19 protein-coding genes and 1 tRNA gene are annotated in these 20614 nt (G+C 62.7%); 6 read left to right on the forward strand and 14 right to left on the reverse strand.

All coding sequences use genetic code 11. The features are described 5' to 3' along the window. Positions 1-4: 4 nt before the first annotated feature. Both pstS and OOJ09_RS24600 read right to left on the reverse strand, forming a co-directional pair. Positions 5-1063 carry a phosphate ABC transporter substrate-binding protein PstS gene (pstS, locus tag OOJ09_RS24595; RefSeq protein WP_269907686.1) on the reverse strand — a complete coding sequence of 353 codons (1059 nt, stop codon included), beginning with the start codon at positions 1061-1063 and terminating at the stop codon, positions 5-7. A 510-nt stretch (positions 1064-1573) separates the two neighbouring features. Continuing rightward, a complete protein-coding gene (locus OOJ09_RS24600) occupies positions 1574-6139 on the reverse strand; it encodes a PAS domain-containing protein (protein ID WP_269907687.1) in 4566 nt (1521 codons plus the stop codon). A gap of 199 nt (positions 6140-6338) precedes the next feature. Between OOJ09_RS24600 and OOJ09_RS24605 the strand changes: the two genes are divergently transcribed. Then, on the forward strand, positions 6339-6677 hold the full coding sequence (locus tag OOJ09_RS24605; protein ID WP_269907688.1) for a hypothetical protein: 339 nt from the start codon (positions 6339-6341) through the stop codon (positions 6675-6677). A 32-nt stretch (positions 6678-6709) separates the two neighbouring features. Here OOJ09_RS24605 and OOJ09_RS24610 read toward each other — a convergent pair whose 3' ends face one another. Beyond that, positions 6710-6946, reverse strand: a complete 237-nt coding sequence (locus OOJ09_RS24610; RefSeq protein WP_091578620.1) for a hypothetical protein — start codon at positions 6944-6946, stop codon at positions 6710-6712. A gap of 308 nt (positions 6947-7254) precedes the next feature. Here OOJ09_RS24610 and OOJ09_RS24615 point away from each other — a divergent pair, with 308 nt between their 5' ends. After that, on the forward strand, positions 7255-7470 hold the full coding sequence (locus tag OOJ09_RS24615; RefSeq protein ID WP_091578622.1) for a hypothetical protein: 216 nt from the start codon (positions 7255-7257) through the stop codon (positions 7468-7470). 71 nt (positions 7471-7541) lie between these two features. Here OOJ09_RS24615 and OOJ09_RS24620 read toward each other — a convergent pair whose 3' ends face one another. The 4 genes from OOJ09_RS24620 to OOJ09_RS24635 form a co-directional block, all read right to left on the reverse strand. After that, on the reverse strand, positions 7542-7910 hold the full coding sequence (locus OOJ09_RS24620; protein WP_269907745.1) for a hypothetical protein: 369 nt from the start codon (positions 7908-7910) through the stop codon (positions 7542-7544). 276 nt (positions 7911-8186) lie between these two features. Further along, positions 8187-9068, reverse strand: coding sequence for a glutathione S-transferase family protein (locus tag OOJ09_RS24625; RefSeq protein ID WP_269907689.1), 882 nt, complete (start codon positions 9066-9068; stop codon positions 8187-8189). A 28-nt stretch (positions 9069-9096) separates the two neighbouring features. Continuing rightward, the gene (locus OOJ09_RS24630) at positions 9097-9678 is read right to left on the reverse strand and encodes a VOC family protein (RefSeq protein ID WP_269907690.1); all 582 of its coding nucleotides are present in this window, start codon (positions 9676-9678) and stop codon (positions 9097-9099) included. A gap of 402 nt (positions 9679-10080) precedes the next feature. Continuing rightward, complete coding sequence (locus OOJ09_RS24635) at positions 10081-10932, reverse strand: sulfotransferase domain-containing protein (protein ID WP_269907691.1); 852 nt, start codon at positions 10930-10932, stop codon at positions 10081-10083. A 152-nt stretch (positions 10933-11084) separates the two neighbouring features. On the opposite strand from OOJ09_RS24635, the gene OOJ09_RS24640 reads away from it, so the two are divergent. Continuing rightward, the gene (locus OOJ09_RS24640; protein ID WP_269907692.1) at positions 11085-12053 is read left to right on the forward strand and encodes an Lpg1974 family pore-forming outer membrane protein; all 969 of its coding nucleotides are present in this window, start codon (positions 11085-11087) and stop codon (positions 12051-12053) included. Positions 12054-12411: 358 nt separating this feature from the next. Here the strand turns inward: OOJ09_RS24640 and OOJ09_RS24645 are convergent. The 3 genes from OOJ09_RS24645 to OOJ09_RS24655 all read right to left on the reverse strand — a co-directional run bounded on the left by OOJ09_RS24645 (position 12412) and on the right by OOJ09_RS24655 (position 13408). Continuing rightward, a tRNA-Glu gene (locus OOJ09_RS24645) sits at positions 12412-12486 on the reverse strand. A 90-nt stretch (positions 12487-12576) separates the two neighbouring features. Next, complete coding sequence (locus OOJ09_RS24650; RefSeq protein ID WP_269907693.1) at positions 12577-12984, reverse strand: VOC family protein; 408 nt, start codon at positions 12982-12984, stop codon at positions 12577-12579. Between the two features lie 31 nt (positions 12985-13015). Next, complete coding sequence (locus OOJ09_RS24655) at positions 13016-13408, reverse strand: fimbrial protein (protein WP_269907694.1); 393 nt, start codon at positions 13406-13408, stop codon at positions 13016-13018. Between the two features lie 27 nt (positions 13409-13435). Between OOJ09_RS24655 and OOJ09_RS24660 the strand changes: the two genes are divergently transcribed. Then, positions 13436-14491 (forward strand): RluA family pseudouridine synthase, encoded by a 1056-nt coding sequence (locus OOJ09_RS24660; RefSeq protein ID WP_269907695.1) that lies wholly within the window; start codon positions 13436-13438, stop codon positions 14489-14491. A 211-nt stretch (positions 14492-14702) separates the two neighbouring features. Next, positions 14703-15614: an RNA polymerase sigma factor RpoH gene (gene rpoH / locus OOJ09_RS24665; protein WP_091578635.1), complete on the forward strand. Its 912-nt coding sequence runs from the start codon at positions 14703-14705 to the stop codon at positions 15612-15614. A gap of 114 nt (positions 15615-15728) precedes the next feature. Here rpoH and OOJ09_RS24670 read toward each other — a convergent pair whose 3' ends face one another. From OOJ09_RS24670 to OOJ09_RS24685, 4 genes are all read right to left on the reverse strand, one after another. After that, positions 15729-16601: an MBL fold metallo-hydrolase gene (locus tag OOJ09_RS24670; RefSeq protein WP_420107542.1), complete on the reverse strand. Its 873-nt coding sequence runs from the start codon at positions 16599-16601 to the stop codon at positions 15729-15731. 243 nt (positions 16602-16844) lie between these two features. After that, a complete protein-coding gene (locus OOJ09_RS24675; protein WP_269907697.1) occupies positions 16845-17504 on the reverse strand; it encodes a peroxiredoxin in 660 nt (219 codons plus the stop codon). Positions 17505-17667: 163 nt separating this feature from the next. Continuing rightward, entirely contained in the window at positions 17668-18030 is a 363-nt protein-coding gene (locus OOJ09_RS24680) for a cell division protein ZapA (protein ID WP_091578639.1), read from the reverse strand. A gap of 19 nt (positions 18031-18049) precedes the next feature. Beyond that, complete coding sequence (locus tag OOJ09_RS24685) at positions 18050-18322, reverse strand: DUF4164 domain-containing protein (protein ID WP_013529251.1); 273 nt, start codon at positions 18320-18322, stop codon at positions 18050-18052. A 261-nt stretch (positions 18323-18583) separates the two neighbouring features. Between OOJ09_RS24685 and tkt the strand changes: the two genes are divergently transcribed. Continuing rightward, entirely contained in the window at positions 18584-20575 is a 1992-nt protein-coding gene (gene tkt / locus OOJ09_RS24690) for a transketolase (RefSeq protein WP_269907698.1), read from the forward strand. Positions 20576-20614 lie beyond the last annotated feature (39 nt).

Here is a 20614-nt window from a genome sequence, read left to right on the forward strand (position 1 = left end):
CAAATTACATGGCGGAATAGAGCGGCTTGCCGTCTTCGCCGACGATGTCCTTGGCCCACATGTCCTCGACGCTCTTGACGACCGCGTCGGGGATCGGAACATAGTCCAGCTGACCGGCCATATCGTCGCCCTTGGCGTAGGACCACGCGAAGAACTTGAGCGCTTCACCCGTCGCCACGGCATCGCTGGGCTTTTTGTAGACGAGGATCCAAGTCGCCGATGTCATCGGCCAGGATTCGGCGCCCGGCTGGTTGGCCAGGATGACGCCGTAACCCGGCTGCGAGTTCCAGTCGGCGTTGGCCGCCGCGGCCGAGAACGCCGCCGCCGTCGGCTCGACCTTCTTGCCGTCCTTGTTGACCATGTCGGCGTAGGTCAGCTTGTTCTGCTTGGCGTAGGCATATTCGACATAGCCGATCGCGCCGCCGGTCTGCGAGACATTGTTGGCAACGCCTTCATTACCCTTGGCGCCGATGCCCACTGGCCACTCGAGCGCGGTGTTGACGCCGACCTTCGACTTCCAGTCGGCGCTTACGTCGGCCAGATAGTAGCTGAAATTGAACGTGGTGCCCGAACCATCGGAACGATGGACAACCGCGATCGCCTGATCGGGCAACTTGACGTCGGGATTGAGCTTCTTGATCGCCGCGTCATTCCAGTTGGTGATCTTGCCGGCGAAGATATCGGCCAGCGTCGGGCCGTCGAGAACCAGTTCGCCCGGCTTGACGCCTTCCAGATTGACGACCGGAACGATGCCGCCCATCACCATCGGGAACTGCGCGAGCCCGGTGGACTTGAGATCCTCGCCCTTCAGCGGTGCGTCGGAAGCGCCGAAGGTCACGGTCTTGGCCTTGATCTGCTTGATGCCGCCGCCAGAGCCGATGGACTGGTAGTTCAGACCGATACCGGTCTCCTTCTTGTAGGCGTCTGCCCACTTCGCATAGATCGGATAGGGGAAGGTGGCGCCAGCGCCGGAGATGTCAGCTGCCATTGCCGCGGAAAGGGTGACGGTAGACGCCGTAGCCATTGCAATCGCAACGGCCGCCGAGCGGATGAAATGTCTCATGTGGCCTGCTCCTGTTCGGAAGATGGTCTCTTGGCGCCATTCCTCTCGGCGCCCGCTGAGGCCAATAGCCTTCGATTATTACAGTCGCATGACAGTTTGATGTCACCCCGGTAACGCGTCACTGGGGACGGGAAGGCGCCAGCCAACGAGCGCTCGCCACGGAGCCTGGCTTTGCTCCCGGAATCAGGCACTTGCACCGTTTCGGACCAGGACCGGCCTGCCGTTTTCGTGTGGCTTCCCTGGTAAAGAAAATCCGGACGGGAGCGCGTTGCTCTCGGCCAGAGGATGTCATGGCCGGGCCATCGCCGAAAACAGGTCCGTTGGGGTAGATTGACGCTGTTTCATGCCGGCGGTCGCTGCTCCCGCCCGTAACTGGAAGAGCGGAATTCGAATATGGTCATTGTCTCGACTGGGCGCCGCCTTTGCTATGGTGCGATCGCGCCATAGTTTTGCCCGCGGGGGTAGCGGCGATTCTTGGTTGATTCCCCCCGCGAACGGGCGGATGCGATGCTATCCGGCGTTGCGTTGACCCTGGCGACCCGCGCCGATCCAGCGCTCGACCTTCTCGAGCATGGCCCTGGGGCTGATCGGCTTGGGCAGATAGTCGTCCATGCCGGCCCCCAGGCAGCGTTCACGATCGCCCTTCAGCGCATGCGCGGTGACGCCGACGATCGGCACATGCGTGCCGGTTTCTTCCTCCAGCCGGCGAATGGCGGCGGTCGCCTCCAGCCCGTTCATTTCCGGCATCGAGACATCCATCAGGATCATGCATGGATTGAGCCTGCCGAAGGCGTCGAGCGCCTTGCGGCCATTGCCGACGATCTCGAAACCATAACCGGTCTCGCCCAGGATCTGGGTAAAGACCATCTGGTTCACCTCATTGTCCTCGGCCACCAGGATATCCAGCCTGTTCCCGCCACCGCCGGTCGCCGGCAGCCGGGGGCGAACCGCCGGCGGCTGCAGCAGCGCCCGTTGTGCCGATGGCGTCGACGGCGGCGGCCGCGGAACGTCGCTTCGAAGACCATCGGTGGCGAGCGGCTCGGCCCCGCTGCCGGTCGCGTGGCGATGGCGCTGGATGGTGGCGACCAGCGTTTCCAGCAGCACCGACGACCGCGCCGGCTTGATCAGCTGGGCATCTATGCCGAGATCGCGATAGCTGGTGTTGGCGAGCGACTGGTCGACCGAGGTCAGCATGATGATCGGCGTGTCGGCAAGGCCGGCGGTGTTGCGCACGATCCGCGCCATTTCGGCGCCGCTCATGCCCGGCATCTGATAGTCGAGCACGACACAGTCGACCGGCACGTCATAGGCGGCGGCGGCGAACAGCACCTTGAGGCCCTCGGCGCCGCTTTCGGCCGCGCAGGAATCGAAGGTCCACGATGTCATTTGCTCGGTCAGTATGGCGCGGTTCACGGCATTGTCGTCGACGATCAGCACGCGCGCGCCGGTCACGTCCACGGGCATGATGCGTTGCCCGTCCTGCTGCCCGGCCCTTGGCAACGTGACCGTGAACCAGAAGGTCGAGCCCTTGCCCTCGGCGCTCTCGACACCGATGTCGCCGCCCATCAGATCGACGAGCCGCGAGGTGATGGCGAGGCCGAGGCCGGTTCCCTCGTGCCGTCTTGTCGAGGAGGTGTCGACCTGGCTGAACTTTTCAAAGACGAGTTTCAGCTTTTCCTCGGGGATACCGATGCCGGTGTCGGTAACCGAGATCGTCAGTTTCGTTCCCGCCGGAACCCGTTCGCCGGTGACGTCGACCAGCACATGGCCTTCGTCGGTGAATTTCACCGCGTTGCCGACAAGATTGGTGACGATCTGCCTGATGCGGCCGACATCGCCGATGAACATGCTTTCGAGGCGAGGCTCGACGCGCACGATGAGCTCGAGGTCCTTCTCCTTGGCGCGGGTCGAGACCAGCGTCGCCACATCCTCGATCGCCTCGGCAAGGTTGAAGGGCGCCGGATCGAGCACCAGCTGGCCGGCATCGATCTTGGAGAAATCCAGGATGTCGTTGATGATGGTGAGCAGGGCGTTGCCCGATTTCACGATGATGTCGGTGAACGTCTTCTGCTTCGGGTCGAGGTTCGATTTGGCCAGCAGTTCGGCCATGCCGAGCACGCCGTTCATCGGTGTGCGGATTTCGTGGCTCATATTGGCGAGGAATTCCGACTTGGCCCGGTCGGCGAGCACGGCGCGCTGACGCGCCTCGCGCAGTTCGGCCTCGCGCATCTTCAACTCGGTGATGTCGGTGGTCGACCCGATCAGGTAGAGCGAGCCGTCGGACGCGATCATCGCCCCCTTGCGGGCGAACTGGTGGCGCACGCTGCCGTCGGCAAGCGTCACGGTTTCCTCGACCTCCTGCGTTTCGCCGCTGCGCAGCACGGCGAGATCGCTGTTGACGAAGGCTTCGCCATCCTGTCCGAAAATCTCGATGTCGGTCTTGCCGAGCGCATCTTCCCTGCTGAGACCGGTGAGATCGCACCAGCCCTTGTTGACGTAGAACTGCCTGAGATCCGAGCGCTTGGCGTAGATCGAGACAGGCACGTTGTCGATCAGGCTGCGGAACACCTCGTTCTCGCGCATGCTCTCTTCCAGCGCACGCTCGCGCGTCTTGACCTCGGTGATGTCCGTGCTCGAACCGACCAGGTGCACCGATCCGTCTAGCGCCACCAGGCGGCTCTTGCGCGTCATCAACTGCCGCAGCGTGCCGTCGCGATGGGTGACCGGCTCTTCAATCTCCCTGACGCGGCCGGTGACGACGACCTCGGTGTCGTCGTGGCTGTAGCTTTCCGCGTCATCGGCGCCGAACAGCTGGCGGTCGGTGCGGCCGATGACGTCTTCCTTGGCAATGCCGGTCAGCGCGCACCAGGCCTTGTTGACGAATTCGATGCTCAGATCCTGCGCCTTGATGAAGGCGGCCACCGGCAGCTCGTCCATGACGTGCCGGAACAGATCGATCTGGCGCATGCTATCCTGCAGCGCCTTTTCGCGGCTCTTGATCTCGGAGATATCGACGCGCACGCCGATGAAGGTGCCATCGTCGGTCCGCATGTCGTAGACCTGATACCAGCGGCCATCGGGATTGAGACGCTCGTAGGACGAGTTGGGCAAACGGTAGCGGGCGAGAATGCCGTCGAGCCAGCGCTCGGGATCGCCGTCGTACAGTTTGTCGATTTCAGGGTCGCCACTGAGGCGGAAATAGCCGACCGAATGGCCAAGCGCCAAAGCCTCGCGGAAGGTGCGGCCTGCCTGCCATGCGGGCTTCAGTTCAGGCAGCGTGTCCTGCAGCTTGCGGTTGGCGAAGACGAACTTGTCGTCACGGTCGTAGATGATGACGGCGGCCGGCAGCGATTCCAGCACGGTCGCGAGATTCTTGCGTGCGTCCTCGGCTTCCGTCTCCCGGCGCTTCATGTCGGAAATGTCGAAGATGAAGCCGGCGACATACTTGCGGCCGCTTGCCATGCCGACGCGGCTCTTCCTGACGATACGCGAGCGGATGGCGCCATCGGCGTCGAAATTTTCTTCCACTTCGTAGGGCCGTCCGGTGGCAAGCACGTCCCGTTCGCTCTGTTCGAAAAGCGCGACATCGTTCAGCGTGAGGAAATCGCCGCCGGGCCTGCCGAGCATGGCCCGAGGCGTCTGGCCGAACAAGGAGGCGAACGCCTCGTTGACGAACACGAAGCGCAGATTGTCGTCCTTGACGAAGATCGGATCCTTGACGGCGTTGATGACCGCTTCCGCCAGCCGCGCTTTCTCCAGCGCGTCGGCAAGTTCGGCTTCGCGGCTCTTCATGTCGGTGACGTCGACATAGGAGATCAGCCGCCTGCCCCCGGCCAGCGGCGCCATCGACGAGATCAGCGTGCGGCCGTCATTGCGCGGGAACTGCCGCGATCCTGCCGTGCCGGCCCTGATTTCCGCCTCGCGCTCGGCGATATGCCGCTGCCATGTCGCGTCGTCGGAGCCATACGGGTCGATGTCGCGGCTGGCGTCCATCAGATCGCGGAAGCTGCAGCCGATCCCGGCGCGCCGGGCGTCGATCTGCCAGAAATCGTAGAAGGCACGGTTGATGACTTCGGCGCGCATGTCGGCATCGACGACGAGGACACCGATCGGCATCTGATCGACCATGGTGCGAAGGTTGGCGAAGGTTTCGGCCGTCCTGGCGTTGGCGATCTCGATCTCGGCATCGCGCAGTTTCAGTTCGGTGACGTCATAGTAGGTCAGGAGACGCTTTCCGCCCGACAGCGCGGTAACGGAAAACAGCATCGTCTTGCCGTCGGCGTGGCGGAACTGACGCGCCGCGACGCTGCCGGCGCGGATCTCGTCGAGCCTTGTGGCAAGATAGTGCTCCCACTCCTGCTCGCCGATATCGCCATAGATGCCGTTGCGGCGGTTGATCTCCATCAGCTGGCTGAAGGGGGCGCCGACCGCCACGTCGCCTTCCGACATCTTGGAGATGTCCCTGTAGGCCTTGTTGATGATGAGCGTGTCGAGCCTGGCGTCAAGCAGCACGACCCCCATGCGCATGGCGTCCATCGTCCGCTCGAGATCGGCAAGATACTGGGCCGGCTCGCCGCTCGCCGACGGTCCCTGCCCCAGCGTCCCGAAGGCGCCGGCGAGCGCCGTTACGTTGCGGCCGATGCCGCGGTAGCCGATGAATCTTCCCTCGTCATCAAACCTCGGAAAGCCTGATGTCAAGACCCAACGGCAATCGGCGCGGCCACCTTTCAGTTCATAGACGAAGTCACGAAACGGCCGGTGCGCCTGCAGATCCTCCAGATGCGTCGCGGCACTGCGGTCGCCATTCAGGACCTGCTTGAGGAAATCGAAGCGGAACCGGCCAAGCACGTAAGCTGGATCGATGCCGGTGGCCGCCTGGTAGTTTTGCGACAGCCAGGAGAACCGCAGCTCGGCATCGGTCTCCCAGACCCAGTCCGAACCGGCCTCGACCAGTTGGCGAAGCGCGTCGGCCGAATTCATGTCCGCGGCGCTCGATCCTGCGTCGTCGCCATGCGATGTCGATTTGCCAGGCCCACGTTTGCCGCGCGCGCCGATTGTTTCGTCCGCTTCCGCCATGCCGTCCCCGAAAACCAAGGCCGAACCCTCCCCCTGCGGTTCGCCGGCGGAATGTGCCCGAGAAGCATTAACGATCCGCTAACCTTAACGGCCCGTTAGACACATGGGCGGACGTAGCCCGGGCAGACTTGGCCTGCGTTATTCCGCCCGGTTGTCGGCGAGCTCGTAGCCGCTATATAAGCGCCTAGGGGTGTTGCTGATGTTCGGACGGATTTTGCCTTTCTTCGTGGGCGTGTCGCTGCTTTCTGGCAGTGGCTGCTCGCGCACCTATGATGGCACCGTCGTCATCCCGAGGCCGCTCGATGTCCGGCGTTTCTGGGATCGGCCGCCGCCAAATGTCGAATACGGACAGTCGCAGGCCGAAAACAGCACCTTTCCGGTGGCGCCGCAGCCGCCGAGACGCTTTTCCGAGAGCACCGCGCCGAGACGGCACAATACGCGGGTCTCGACGCCGCCCTCCCCGTCTTCCCCGGAGAAACCGCTGGCATGCAGGAATGTCAGCGAACCCGGCAAGAGAATTCGCATGGTCTGCGACTGACGCCCCGGAAAAGTCCTTTCAAGGGAGTTGCCTTACAGCGAGGCCGCACCCTTTTTGGGCTCTGTCGCACCGAGCTTGTCGAGCGCAAGCCGAACCTGGCGCAAATCGTCCTGCCAGCCGTCATCGTCGTTCATCGGGCTTTCCGACGCGGCCCGCTGCAATCCCCGCGCCTCGGACTCGATCTCGCGTAGCCCGGCGATCTTCTGCTCGGAGGTCAGGGCGTCGTCTTCGACGATCTCCAGCACCCGCATTTCCCTGAATGTGGCCATGGCGTTTCTCCTGGCTGATGTCGATGACAACGCCGTGAGCGCCCCTCCGTTCCAGGTGGATCGTGTTGCCCGATTCCGGCAGGCTCGCCGCAACCGGGTCGCCCGTCGAATTCGGAACGGTCAATCGTCCGGAAGGCCGGGCCGACCATGCGCACCGGCCGCTTGCTGGCTTCGATCGACCGGTGCTGGGCGGCCCCGCATCGCCGGTGGCTGGCAGGGCGACGAAGCCACGATCAAACCATCGTTACCGGCCGCCCGCCTGAAACCTTTGCCCGGCCTTCGGCGTTAATGGCCGAAGGAGAACGCAGATGTCGATCCATTTCACGGTCTCGGACCTGACAAGAAACCTGTTTCACTCGCTTGGGCTGGATCACGAACGCGCGCCAAGGCCTCTGAGCCCCGAGCAGAAGCTGCTGCTGGAATGCTATCTGGCCGGCCAGATTCCGGAATCGGCCTGGAATGACTACGTCTTCGAGACACCTGATCTTGCGCGCCATGCAGATGCCAGGCGCAGCCATCACTGAGCCCGCGTAGTCATCACGCAGCCCGAAGGGTCAGGGGGCGTGCACGCCCCCCGTGGCACGCCTGCTTCGGCCTACTTCTTGGGAGAAGCGAATTGCAACGTGAACACGTTGCCTGCCATGCCTTGCGCCAGCGTCGGCGAAAAGGTCAGGGGCAGGCAATTCTGCAAGGCCGTGGTGGCGGCATCGACGAATGATTTCTTCGCCTTGGCATCGCCGTCCACCTTGATCGCAGTCGGCCTCGGTGGACCGATCAGCGTGCCGTCGCGCTTGAAGCTGAAGCTCAATGTGACGCTGGCATTTCCGGCGCCAGCCGGCGGCGTCCAGCATGCCTTGATCGCGGCCCTCACTTCGTTCATGGTGTTGAGCGGCGCGGCAAACGACGGGCAGGCGATGCCTGCCGACATCACGCCTGCAATCGCGAGTTTGACCACGCTTTTCATCGCAATCCCCACGTCTTCACCCTCAACCGACAATCGCTGCCGGACCGCCGAAATGGATGGTAAGGCCAACGTCGGCAATGACAATATCTCTCGGTAAAAAGTTGATGCCGAAAAACGCTCGCACCACCTGCTCACCTCACCGCCGGCGATAGCGTTCGAAAAAGCAAAAAAGGCCGGCATTGCGCCGACCTTTCCTTTCACTCGGCGCCAGTACATCCGTGGTCGCGGGGTGAATTACCGGCAGTAGACAGGGTTTTGGTTAACGAGTCCTTAACCTCAGGCCCTGGGCTGTGACCGCACATAGGCGATGTAGCCGCGCACGTCGGCGGCCGGCTCGGCGTAGGCCTTGCCGAGCTTCTTCTCGATCGCCTCCACATATTCCGTCGCCCATTTGGGCAAGGGGTAGTCGATGACGGCCAGGAATTCGAGCGTCGCCGCCAGGCGGATGTCGGCGATCGAAGGGCTCGTGCCGCCGATGAACGGCTTGCCGTCCCTGAAGAAGCTGTGAAAGACCTCCAGCGGTTCGGCGATGGCGGCCATGGCGGCCTTCTGGGCTTCGGACTTCTTGTCGGGGTGGGCGTCGCTATGGCCGACCTCGCCGGCATATTGCGGGAAGCCGAGCGCCGGATAGGTGGCGCGTGCGACATAGGGGTAGAGCGTTCCGGTCAGATAGAACATGGCGCTGTCGATCATGGCCCGCTTGGCCGGCGCCTTCGGATAGAACTTCTCCAGCCCATGCTTGTTGGCAAGATACTGCATGATGGCGCAGCTTTCCCACAGAACGCCGCGTGGCAGGCCCTTGTCCTCGATCATCGGCGTCAGATGCGCCGGGTTGCGCGCCATATATTCGGGCGAGCGCGTGCTGCCCCAGGCGTCGGTCTCGGCAGCGTCGAACCCGGCCGCTCTCGCAAACACCCGAACGGTCATGTTGTTGACGCTCGGTTTCAGCATGCTGAGCTTCAGCGCCGGCTTCTTCGCCGACTTCGCCTTGGCCTTCGGTGCGGACGTCTTGGTGGAAACCTTGGCTGCAGGCTTTGCCGCCGCCTTCGCGGCAGCTTTTGGCGCTGGCTTGGCTGCTGGCTTCGCAGCCTTCCCTGCCGGCTTTGCGGCTGCCTTGGCCGCCGGTTTTCTTGCGCTCTTGGTCACAGTCTTTGCCATTGTGGTCCTCCCTCTGTTTTTGCTGGTGTTAGTATGGGTTCTTCGGCGTCCGGTCGTCCGACAAGGTTGCGCGGGAACGCTCGACGAGCGCTTGGATCGCATCGGCGAGATGCACCTCCGCGATGTTGTAGTCGCCGCGCGCGACCCGCAGTTTGTGCGCTGCCATCAGCACGTCGGCATGGGTGAAGCCCGCCGGCGGCTCGAAGCGGTAGGATGCGAGTTCGATCAGCAGGCCGAGCGGATCCTCGAAATAGATCGAATCCATGAAGCCGCGATCCTTGACGCCGCTGTGCTTGATGCCGCGCTCGTCGAGCCGGGCGACCGCCTGCAGGAAAGTGACGCGCGACACCGAAAAAGCGATGTGATGGACGCACCCCGGATCGGTCGGCGTGCGCCGCTTCTGCGGCGTGCGGCTCTCGTCGGTGAAGACCGTGATCAGCCGGCCGTCGCCAGGATCGAAATAGAGGTGGCTTTCGCTCGCCTTGTCGAGGTTGGGCTGCTCGAAGACAAACGGCATGCCGAGCACGCCTTCCCAGAAATCGATCGAGGTCTGGCGCCCGGCGCCGACAAGCGTGATATGATGCACGCCTTGCGTTTGCAGTTTCTGCATTGGTCTCCCTCCCGGGGCATCGACTGCCCGTCCGGATCTGCCCGGGCAACGGCGTTCTGCGCGCCGCTCTAGCCGGGGATCCATCACGCGATGCTAATCCAATCGGCCCCGCTGCGCCAGAAGCGGCGAATGCGGCCTAGGTTGGACGATTTGTGGAGAGCTCTGAGAGAGGTACGCCCAAGGCGCAGCACGCCAAAAAGCAAAGGGCCGGTATTGAGCCGACCTTTTCATTTCGACATTTGCACCGGTACATCCGTGGTCGCGCGCCGAAAGCGAATAGCCGCCGGTAGATAGGCGATTGGTGAGCGAAATCTTGGTAAGCGTGCGGTGACAGCATGCCAGTCGAGAATCCGATCCAGGCCGGCCACAGTCGACGCATGTGACGGTCTGCAATTCTTCGCTCTACAACGGCAAATACCCAAACTTTTCCATCTGCAGTCGGTGACCGGTCACTATTCCATCGACCTGAGCCGGGGTCAGAACCTCACGCCATTGCTCGGCTTTCCCAGCTCTGAAGAAACCTGCGGTCGCGGCTTCCGGACGTTCTCGGAAGCCGGAACTCTTCTCCTCAGCCTGAAGATTTTCGAATGACGACATGCTCAGGGCGGTCGCAAGCTCGGCGGGCGACGGGTTCATTTTCAGGTGCCGCGCCAGTCCTCCAAAGGTCTTCGCCGGCTCCGAAAGCATATCCTCATAGCGCATGACATAGATGGCCGGATGTTGAACGCGCGTCCAGCTATGCACGTGCTCACTCCACGAGCCCCAGATTTCATACACCTGCTTGTCGCTGATCTCCGTACGCATACCTTCTGAAGCCATGAAGTCGATGGTGTCGTCGACAGATTTGCCGCGGTGATGCGACAAGGAAATCACGACATCGAGAGGATTTCGCACGATGTAGACCGCGCCAGCCGTGGCGGCAGGGTTGATGATTGGCTGGCCTTTGTCCATCAGCAGGGCATTGTGTGTCTTGATGAACGCAACGCCATCCACTTCGTCCGCTAAAGCGACTTGCACCTTGGGGCGAAGGGTTGGGATGGAATCATAATCCTCGGCTGTGATCTCCTTGCCTGCGAATTTGGTGTATCGCCATCTTCCGGCCTCGCCACTGGAGAATCGCCCGATGTCGTTGATCGACTGGGTTCCGCCCTCGCCGTGCAAGACCTTCAACAGGCTATGCAGAAAATGGCGCGTCCAGGTGTTTCCCGACTTGGGATACGACGCCAGCCAAACTATTCCGGATTGGTGAGACAATCGCGCCCCCCTGCAGAGTGTCCGCCCTGCAGATATCGGTTTCGATAATTTTGCAACACTAACAGAAACTTTTTTTCGGTGTCTGAACGCACATTGAGTCCTCAACACTTGCCGGCGTATATCGCGACTGGGCTAAATTAGGGGTTTGGGCTATGCGCTTGCAAAGATTACTACTTCTTGGTGTTTCGTCGATCGCCATTTCAGCGATGTCGCTGGCTGCGCGCGCTGCCGACCTCTCGGATTCTTCTGTGCCACTTGCAGCTTCGCTTCCGAAGCTGACGGCCTTTATTGAAGGTGGCGTCGGCTGGAGCAGCGGCGACCGTTTGTATCCCAACACGCCTCTCGCGGACTTTTTCTCGCCTTTCGCGGGAGTCGGCGGTGAAGTGGCTGCCGGGCTGGACTATCGGATCGATAATACTTGGCACGTCAGCGCAAGTTTCAGATATGGCTGGAACAATCGTAACAGGGATCATGGTACGACCGAGAGTGTAACCTTTGCGAGACCGGCGGGTGACGGCACCGCAGGGAGCAACGGCTCCGTGGACCAGACTGGGGCGCGGGCTGGTACGGTCCATGTGCGCGAGGCCCACGCGGTTGCTGACTTCGCGGTTGGACGAGATCTTGGAATTGGCAGCGGACCTGCCCAAGTCAAGCTTGGCCTTCGCTATGCGGATCTGAGCGCAAGGATCAGCGGCCCGGGTGTAGCCTACACTGGCACGGACTTGGGGTCGCTGACATCGACTGACAACGCCTATCTGAAAAGCCGTTTCCGCGGCCTCGGTCCGCGCGTCGCCGTCGAGGGAAGCATACCTTTGGCCGGTCAATTTGGCCTGGATTACGGGGTTGGCGCCGCTTACCTCTTTGCCATCACCAGGGACAAGACCTTCGCTCTGGAAGACGGTACACAAGTCAGGCAGTCGGACAAGAAAGGTGTCTTCAACACCGACGCGTCCCTGGCCGTGACTTACAACTTTACCGACACCACCAAGGTGGCTCTGGGCTACCGCGCCGATGTCTACTTCAATGCGCTGCCCGGGATCGATTTCGCGACATCTGGCGGAAAATCTGACAGTACACGCATTTACCACGGGGCGTTCTTGAGACTGACAAGCAGTTTCTGACGGGCAATTGCTCGTGAACGGACAAAGGCCGTCCGGTCGTTAAGCCGATCAGATAGTCGCAGCAACAGCCCGCCGGCTCCGGTCGACGGGCTTTTTTGCGCGCTGCTGGAACGCGTTGTCATCTGGCTCTGGCGCTATACCGCTAAACATAGGGTGACTTGCTCGGCCCACTTGCGGTTGACAATGGCCAGACGGCAACTGTCGCCACATTCGAATGTTCGAATGGTGCTGTGATCTTCTTGTTCGTAAAGAACGACTGGGTGCACCGGGCAACCGGGAGATGCGGACAAGGAGGGCCAAGGCCAATTGCGTCATGCAGCCAATTTGCTGCAACCTGCCTATGTTACGCGCGATTTCCTGGTACGCCCAAGGGGAATCGAACCCCTGTTCCCGCCGTGAGAGGGCGGTGTCCTGACCGCTAGACGATGGGCGCGTTCAAGAACCGGCGATATAGGCTGACGGCTGGGAAAAAGCAACTGGGGTTCGGCGGCTTTCCCTTATCGGGGAAAAGTCGGCAGCAGGCTTATCGTTTCGGCTCGATCAGGTCCCAGAGATTGCCATGCAGATCGGCGAAAACCGCCACCGTGCCATAGGGCTCGAAGCGCGGTGTCTCGCGGAATTCGACGCCCTTTTCCAGCATCGCCGCATGGTCGCGGGCAAAGTCGTCGGTCTCGAGGAACAGAAACACCCGGCCGCCGGTCTGGTTACCGATGCTCTTCGTTTGTGCCTCGTCGGAAGCCTCGGCCAGGAGCAGCCTGGCGCCCTGCCCGTTGGCCGGCGCCACCGTCACCCAGCGCTTGCCGCCGCCGAGATCGACGTCCTCGACGAGCAGAAAGCCGAGCCGGTCGACATACCAGGCAATCGCCTCGTCATAATTCGCGACGACCAGCGCGACGGTCGCGACGCGACGATGTTCGGCGAACCCGGTCACGCCCGAGGCCTACGCATTTGTTGCGGCCGGCTCATTTGTTGCGGATCGCGAAACGGCCGATCAGGCGGCGCTCGGCGATATCATAGACGAAGATCGTGCGGCTGCCGTCGGCAAGCTCGGCGTCGATCGAGACACGGTTGCCGGACAGCGACTGGCTAACCACCTTGGCGCCGACCGGCAGCACGATGTCGCCGCTGACAGGCTCGCCGGCGGGCGCCTGGATGTCGCCGGCCAGCGGCGGGGTCGCGGGCGGTGCGTTGCGCGCTTTGTAGACAACGGCCCCGATCACCACCATAAGGGCAAGAAACAGCAGGCCGAGATTGATCCCGACGAAGCGGACGAGTTTCCTGCGCACCTTTTCGACCTCCGGGTCGAGCGGCTTCTCCCGGCCTTCGACTACTGGGTCTTCCTCGGCGATGGCCATGGCAAAATATTCCGGAACGGTTTTTCGATGAGCGCTCATAGCGAAGAGGCCCCCGAATTGATAGAGGACCAATTCATGGCGGCAGCCCCCACCGTGCTGGTCGCGGGCGCGGATGCGGCCGGCCAGCGCCTCGACCAGTGGCTGGCGGCCAGCCTCGGTCCGGACATGTCGCGCAGCCGCGTGCAGATGCTGATCAGGCAGGGCGCGGTCAGGATCGACGGCAAGCCTGTCGACGAGACCAAGCGCAAGATGACCGCGGGCGAAAGCGTGTCGGTCGCCATGCCGGAGCCGGAGCCGGCCGAGCCGCAAGGCGAAAACATCCCGCTCGATGTGCTCTATGAGGACGACGAACTGATCGTCGTCAACAAGCCGGCCGGGCTTGTCGTGCACCCGGGCGCCGGCAACTGGACCGGCACTCTGGTCAACGCGCTGATCCATCACTGCGGCGACAGCCTGTCGGGTATCGGCGGCGTGCGGCGGCCGGGCATCGTCCATCGCCTCGACAAGGAGACCAGCGGCGTCATGGTGGTCGCCAAGACCGACCGCGCCCACAAGTCGCTGTCCGAAGCCTTCGCCGATCACGGACTGACCGGCGATCTCGAGCGCGCCTATCTGGCGCTCGTCTGGGGCATCCCGCAGCGGCCGACGGGAACGGTCGACGCGCCGCTCGGCCGCGCCGCCGACCGGGTGCGCCGCGCCGTGGTGCCGGAAGGGCGCGACGATGCCCGCCATGCCGTCACCCACTTTGCCGTGCAGGAGCGTTTCGGCGAGAAACAGCAGGAATTCGCCACGGCAAGCCTGGTCGAATGCCGGCTGGAGACAGGCCGCACCCACCAGATCCGCGTCCACATGGCGCATATCGGCCATCCGGTGATCGGCGACCCCGACTACGGCCAGGCGTTCCGCACCAAGGCCAACCGGCTGCCTGAACCGCTGAAAAGCCAGGTCAAGGCATTTTCCCGGCAAGCTTTGCATGCCTGGCTCCTTGCATTTCGTCACCCGGCTACCCATCTAACGATGAGGTTCGAGGCGCCGTTGCCGGGGGATATGGAGGAACTCGTCGGCGGCTTCCGCAAACTCTGACCCCGTCACCAACACCCTTCAAGCTAGCCTTCAAAAACCTGACCGGCAATGTTCACTTCAACGTGACACACTGTTTCGTGTTGAACAAACGCCTGTCTTTTCTGGTTTTGTTCCTGTATAACACCTGACGTCGCGAGCGAGCCTTTTGGTGCTCGTGTCATATGCCCGCCGCGTTTCGGGGGCATCACTCCAATAGAGAGGGGGCGCTATCATGGCCCAGTCATTACCCAGTATCGTTTCCGGCGAAGGCGGCCTCAGCCGCTACCTGGAAGAAATCCGCCGCTTTCCCATGCTGCAGCCGCAGGAAGAGTACATGCTCGCCAAGCGTTACGCCGAGCATGAAGACACCACCGCAGCGCACAAGCTCGTCACCAGCCACCTCAGGCTCGTCGCCAAGATCGCCATGGGCTATCGCGGCTATGGCCTGCCGATCGGTGAGGTGATCTCGGAAGGCAATGTCGGCCTGATGCAGGCCGTCAAGAAATTCGAACCCGAGCGCGGCTTCCGCCTCGCGACCTATGCCATGTGGTGGATCAAGGCCTCGATCCAGGAGTACATCCTGCGCTCGTGGAGCCTGGTCAAGATGGGCACGACCGCCAACCAGAAGCGTCTGTTCTTCAACCTGCGCAAGGTCAAGGGCAAGATCCAGGCGCTCGACGATGGCGATCTGAAGCCCGACCAGATCACCGAGATCGCCACCCGCCTCAACGTGTCCGAAGCCGAAGTGGTGTCGATGAACCGCCGCCTGTCGGGCGACGCCTCGCTCAACGCGCCGATCCGGGCGAGCGAAGGCGAGTCCGGCGAATGGCAGGACTGGCTGGTCGACGACCATGAAAGCCAGGAAGATATGCTGATCGAGCAGGACGAGCTGGAAAACCGGCGCGGCATGCTGTCAGGCGCTCTTGCCGTGCTCAACGAGCGCGAGCGGCGCATCTTCGAGGCCCGTCGCCTCGCCGAAGAGCCGCTGACACTGGAAGAACTGTCGGCCGAGTTCGACATCAGCCGCGAGCGCGTGCGCCAGATCGAGGTGCGCGCCTTCGAGAAGGTGCAGGATGCGGTCAAGGCCGCGGCCAAGCGCCAGACCCAGGCGCTGCGCACCATCGAGGCACAGCCGGCGGCTTGAAGCCAGCTTCGGCAACGAAACGGAACGGCGGCGCCAGGAAACTGGCGCCGCCGTTTCCTTTTGTGACCCTACGCAGCTGACAGGAAAGCTCACTGCCGGCTCAGCACTGCAAGCTCAAAGCGAATCCAGCGGGAACTTCAGGTATCGCCGGCCATTGGCTTCCGGCTCCGGCAGCCGGCCGCCATTCATGTTGACCTGCAGCGCATGCAGGATCAGCCTCGGCATCGGCAGCGTCCTGTCGCGGGCTTCGCGCAGGGCGACGAAATCGGCCTCGGCACGCGCGGCAACGAGGTGGATGTTGGTGGCCTTTTGCATCGCGATCGTGCTTTCCCACAAGGGTTCGCGCCCACCGGCCTGATAGTCGTGGCCGACGAAGACGCGCGTCTCGTCCGGCAACGCCAGGATGCCCTGGATCGAGTGCCAGAGCCGCGCGGCACTTCCGCCGGGAAAGTCAGCTCTCGCCGTGCCGCTGTCGGGCATGAACAGCGTATCGTGGACGAAGGCGGCATCACCGACCACATAGGTGATCGAGGCCAGCGTGTGCCCGGGTGAGAAAAGCACCTTGACTGGAACGGTTCCGATCCGGAACGTCTCGCCTTCCCCCAACAGCCTGTCCCATTGCGAGCCGTCGGCGGGAAAATCCGGCCAGTTGTAGATCGCCTTCCATAGTTTCTGGACTTCGACGACCCTGTCGCCGATGGCGGTGGGTGCCCCGGTCTTCTGCTTCAGGTAGTGCGCCGCCGAGAAATGATCCGCATGCGGATGGGTGTCGAGGATCCACTCGAGCTCGAGCCCGTTGTCCCTAATGAAATCGAGCAAGGCGTCTGCGTTGTTCGTACCGGTCGCACCGGACTTCTCGTCGAAGTCGAGGATCGGATCGATGATGGCGCATCGCTTCGTCGCCTGGTCGGCGACGACATACTGGATGGCCCCGGTCGGCTTGTCATAGAAACCGCTGACCCGCGGCCTGGCCAAAGCTACGTCCAATGTCGGCTCCCCAAACCCCTGAAGCATTTCCCGGAAAAGCGCGACACGGTTTTCCGTCCGGAATTGCTTCGAAACAACGGGTTAGAGTGGTCCCACGTTTCCATGAAACGATGACCCGCTCCAGCCGACAGGAATGATTTTCTCTGGCGGCACCCGAGAGGAGCATGGTTGTCCACTCGGGTGGCTCAGTCAAGCATCCCTTGGCTCGCAAGGGCAAGAAAGGCAAAAACCGTTCCGAAGCACTCAGGCGGACGGCTGCTTGGTCTTCCTGAGATAGGGCAGGATGGTTTCAAAGGCGCCGAAACGCTTGATGGCGTCCTCGTTGGAAACGGCGGCGGTGATGATGACGTCCTCGCCCTGCTTCCAGTTTGCCGGCGTCGCCACCTGGTGCTTGGCGGTCAGCTGCATGGAATCGACCGCGCGCAGGATCTCGTCGAAGTTGCGGCCCGTGGTCATCGGGTAGGTCAGCACCAGCTTGATCTTCTTGTCCGGCCCGATGACGTAGACCGAGCGCACGGTGGCATTGTCGGCGGGCGTGCGGCCTTCCGAAGTCTCGCCGGCACCGGCGGGCAGCATGTCATAGAGCTTCGCGACCTTGAGGTCCTTGTCGCCGATCAGCGGATAGTGCACCGAATGGCCGGTCGCCGTCTTGATGTCGGCCTGCCACTTGTCGTGGCTCGCAACCGGATCGACGGAAATGCCGATGATCTTGACGTTGCGCTTCTTGAACTCGCCTTCCAGCCCGGCCATCGTGCCAAGCTCGGTCGTGCAGACCGGCGTGAAGTTCTTCGGGTGGCTGAACAGTATCGCCCAGCCGTCGCCGATCCATTCGTGGAACTTGATCGTCCCTTGCGTGGTCTCGGCGGTGAAATCCGGTGCGATGTCGTTGATACGAAGGCTCATGGTCCCTACCCCTGTCAAATGCCGCCGGCTGGCGGGTTCGGACCCTTTTACCACTCCGGCGGCGACCTTCAAACGCCGAGGCCGCCGGCAGCGACGCGGGCCGCGAAAAATTTTCGCCTTTTGCTTGAGAATGCTGAAATTTACCTGCCGGCAGCGATGAAGCCTAGGACTTCACGGCCAGCGTCGTCGTCAGGTCTTCCATCCGCTGCGCCAGCGCGCCGAGCGCATTGGTCAGCACGCTGTCGTTCTTGTCGGCCTTGGTCAGCGCGTCGTCGCGCGTCTTGCGCAGTGTCAGCACTTCGCTTTCCATGCCCTTGACGCGCTTCTGGAGCTCGGAGAGTTCGTCCATCACCATGATGCCGGCCATCACCGTCAGCCGCTGGTCGCCGATCTCGCCAAAAGAGTCCTTTAGATGCGAGACGTAGCGGTCGAAGCGTTCGGCGAGGTCGATCAGGTGCTCTTCCTGGCCTTCGTCGCAGGCCATCCGATACTGCTTGCCGTCGATTGAAACCGTGACCTGTGCCATTGGCCTACCTGTCCAGCCCCTATCTGTCCAACACGGCGCGGATGGTTTCCATGGCGGTCACCAGCCGTCGCGACACTTCCTTGTTGGCGTCTTCCAGCCGCTCTGCGCGCGCTTCGGAATTGTCGAGTTCCTGTGCCAGCCGGGAGCGGTCGGCATTCATCCGCTGCACCTCGGCCTCGGCTTCCGAGTAGTCGCGTTCGTGCTCGAGCTTGGCCGCGACGGCATTTTCCAGCCCCTCGATGGCTTTACCCAGCCTGGCGATCACTTCCTTCAGCGTGGCTTCCCCGGTCATGGCCTTCGTCCTGTGCCCTGCCCATCACCGAATCGTTCGCGTTCAGAACGCGTTATGTCAGAAACATTAGGCACCGGGTGAAGGCAACGTCAACAAAGCTCTCGCGACTGTCCCCCGCTAACGCTAATGTAGACCCGCCAGCGGCATCGCAAGGCCGGCAAATGCGCACCGGTTTGTTGACTAAAAGCCCGCGCCTGCTATGTGTCGCGCACCCCTTTCAAGGCCTCTCCCAAGGCCCCAAACCCCCACCCCGGAGGTACCATGACGTCGCGTGAACAACATGACCGGATGGCCAATGCGATCCGCTTTCTCTCCATGGACGCTGTCGAGAAGGCAAATTCCGGCCATCCCGGTCTGCCCATGGGCTGCGCCGACATCGCCACGGTGCTGTTCACGCGCTTCCTGAAATATGATCCCAAGGCCCCGCACTGGGCCGACCGCGACCGCTTCATCCTGTCGGCCGGCCATGGTTCGATGCTGCTCTATTCGCTGCTGCATCTGACCGGCTACGAGGACATGACCCTCGACCAGATCAAGCACTTCCGCCAGTTGGGCTCGAAGACCGCCGGCCACCCCGAATACGGCCATGCCACGGGCATCGAGACGACGACCGGCCCGCTCGGCCAGGGTCTCGCCAATTCGGTCGGCTTCGCGCTCGGCGAGCGCATCATGAACGCCGCCTTCGGCAACGACCTCGTCGATCACTACACCTACGTGCTGGCCGGCGACGGCTGCCTGATGGAAGGCGTCTCACAGGAAGCCATCGCGCTTGCCGGTCACCTCAAGCTCAACAAGCTGATCGTCTTCTGGGACAACAACAACATCTCGATCGACGGCCCGGTCTCGCTTGCCGACAATACCGACCAGGTTGCCCGCTTCCAGGCCTCCGGCTGGAACGCCAGCCATATCGACGGTACCGATCCGGAAGCGATCGCCTATGCCATCGAAGCCGCCCGCCACTCCGACAAGCCGACGATGATCGCCTGCAAGACCACCATCGGCTTCGGCGCGCCGACCAAGGCCGGCACCAACAAGGCGCACGGTTCACCGCTCGGCGCCGACGAGATCGCCGGTGCGCGCAAGTTCTTCAACTGGGATTCGCCGCCTTTCGAAATTCCGGCCGACATCCTCGACGCCTGGCGCACCGCCGGCAAGGCCGGCGTCAAGGCGCGCACCGACTGGGAAGGCCGCCTCGCCAAGGCCGACGCGAAGCTGAAGGCTGAATTCGAGCGTCGCCTCGCCGGCAAGCTGCCGTCCAATTTCGATGCCGTCATCGCCGACTACAAGAAGAAGCTCTCGGCCGACAAGCCGAAGGTCGCCACCCGCAAATCGTCCGAGATGGCGCTGGAAGTCATCAACGGCGCCGTGCCCGAGACCATCGGCGGCTCCGCCGACCTGACCGGCTCCAACAACACCAAGACCAGCCAGACCAAGAACATCACATCAGACGACTATGGCCAGCGCTATGTCCACTACGGCATCCGCGAGCATGGCATGGCCGCCGCGCTCAACGGCCTGACACTGCATGGCGGCCTCATCGCCTATGGCGGCACCTTCATGTGCTTCTCCGACTATGCCCGTCCGTCGATGCGGTTGGCCTCGCTGATGGGCATCCGCTCGATCTTCGTCATGACCCATGATTCCATTGGCCTGGGCGAAGACGGCCCGACCCACCAGCCGGTCGAGCACCTGGCGGCTCTGCGCGCCATCCCGAACCACAATGTCTTCCGTCCGGCCGACGCGGTCGAGACCGCCGAATGCTGGCAGATCGCGCTCGAGTCGGAAAAGACCCCGTCGACGCTGGCGCTGACCCGCCAGAACCTGCCGACGGTGCGCACCGAATTCTCGGCCAGGAACCTGAGCAGCCAGGGCGCCTATGAGCTGGCCGCCGCCAGCGGCGAGGCGGCGGTGACGATCTTCGCCACCGGCTCGGAGGTCGAGATCGCGCTTGCTGCCCGCGAGCTGCTGGAAAAGCACGGCCATCCGACCCGTGTCGTGTCGGTGCCCTGCTTCGAACTGTTCGACCAGCAGAGCGACGACTACCGCAGGAAGACGATCGGCAACGCGCCGGTGAAGATGGCGATCGAAGCCGGCATCCGCCAGGGCTGGGATCATCTCATCGGCTCCGACGGCATCTTCGTCGGCATGACCGGCTTCGGCGCCTCGGGCACCATCGAACAGCTCTATCCGCATTTCGGCATCACCGCCGATGCGGCGGCCAAGGCGGCGGAAGCCCGCCTGCACGGCAAGTAAGGCCTATGCATGTCGCCCAAAAGCGTATCGCGGTTTTGG

The organism is Mesorhizobium qingshengii (genome assembly GCF_027563465.1).
Classification (GTDB): domain Bacteria; phylum Pseudomonadota; class Alphaproteobacteria; order Rhizobiales; family Rhizobiaceae; genus Mesorhizobium; species Mesorhizobium qingshengii_A.